The sequence below is a fragment of the Dictyoglomus sp. genome, assembly GCA_025060475.1.
Taxonomy (GTDB): domain Bacteria; phylum Dictyoglomota; class Dictyoglomia; order Dictyoglomales; family Dictyoglomaceae; genus NZ13-RE01.
Window position 1 is genome coordinate 1 of the sequence record JANXBZ010000031.1, and the last position, 1,150, is coordinate 1,150.

The 1,150-nt window shown below is 32.6% G+C and carries 1 protein-coding gene and 1 CRISPR repeat array; the gene reads left to right on the forward strand.

Features of this window, described 5'->3' with window-relative positions:
• Positions 1–11 precede the first annotated feature (11 nt).
• A CRISPR array of direct repeats spans positions 12–440; the repeat unit is 30 nt; unit sequence GTTTGTAGAGTACCTATAAGGGATTGAAAC.
• A gap of 52 nt (positions 441–492) precedes the next feature.
• Positions 493–1,143, forward strand: a complete 651-nt coding sequence (locus NZ841_08425; GenBank protein MCS7202785.1) for a hypothetical protein — start codon at positions 493–495, stop codon at positions 1,141–1,143.
• Positions 1,144–1,150: the final 7 nt, after the last annotated feature.

The following is a 1,150-nucleotide window of genomic DNA, read 5'->3' on the forward strand; positions in this document are numbered from 1 at the left end:
GGCATTAAACTGTTTGTAGAGTACCTATAAGGGATTGAAACTTCCCTCTACCTCCTGTTTTTAATCCGATATCCGATAGTTTGTAGAGTACCTATAAGGGATTGAAACTTGATTTTTCTCTGTATTCTCTTTCTTCCATTCGAGGTTTGTAGAGTACCTATAAGGGATTGAAACTGGTTATGAACTTATTGCAAATTATGAAGAAACTTGGTTTGTAGAGTACCTATAAGGGATTGAAACTTTCTAAATTCTTGCAACTCCCCTCTTTCAAATCGGTTTGTAGAGTACCTATAAGGGATTGAAACCATTGTTAGCGCTCCAATCATCGCCATCCATGCCGTGGTTTGTAGAGTACCTATAAGGGATTGAAACGAAGAATAAATAGATATCCACCCACCTCTGTTTTTAACGTTTGTAGAGTACCTATAAGGGATTGAAACTATGTATATCCCCTTGAATATGATATAATAGCAAAAGAAGGAGGTTGATAATATGTTAATTAAAAACATTAACTGGATATTTACTGAGAATTTAATTGTCCCCCCAAAAGAGGAGTGGATGAAAGTTGGATATATTAAACTTGATAAATACAATGAGTATGAAGAGGGAAAATATATTGTAGACATATTTTTGGGGATGGAAAAAATTACCCCGCAATCTCTTGAAGTATATAATCCAACGCCATTTGATTTGAATATTTTATTATCAAGAACATTGCGCAAAAATCTTGTTATTCCAAGCTTTTCCGTGGTAGGAGTTAATATACCTTCTGAATATCAGAAGATATATATGGAAATAACTTTTACTTATCCAAAGGTTATTCTTTTGAAACCTATCGAAATCTATATAAATAATTTTCCTATCCCATCTTATTCAATAAACTATGGAAATACAAAAAAGTGGTATAAAAAATATGAATTAAGTAATGGAAATATAAGATTCGATACAAAAGACTACGTAAAAGAAGTAGATATTAGTCTTGTAGGTGGTGGAGCAAGTATATCTTTTGTAGATTATGCAGGAAACACAGGAGATTATATTACACTTGCAGGAGATATGATATATAACTTCTTTGTGTCAGTTTCAGAAATTAATGTAAATTTGGAGGAAAATGCACAAGGAGAGGTGGTGGTGTGGTATTAATTATGCT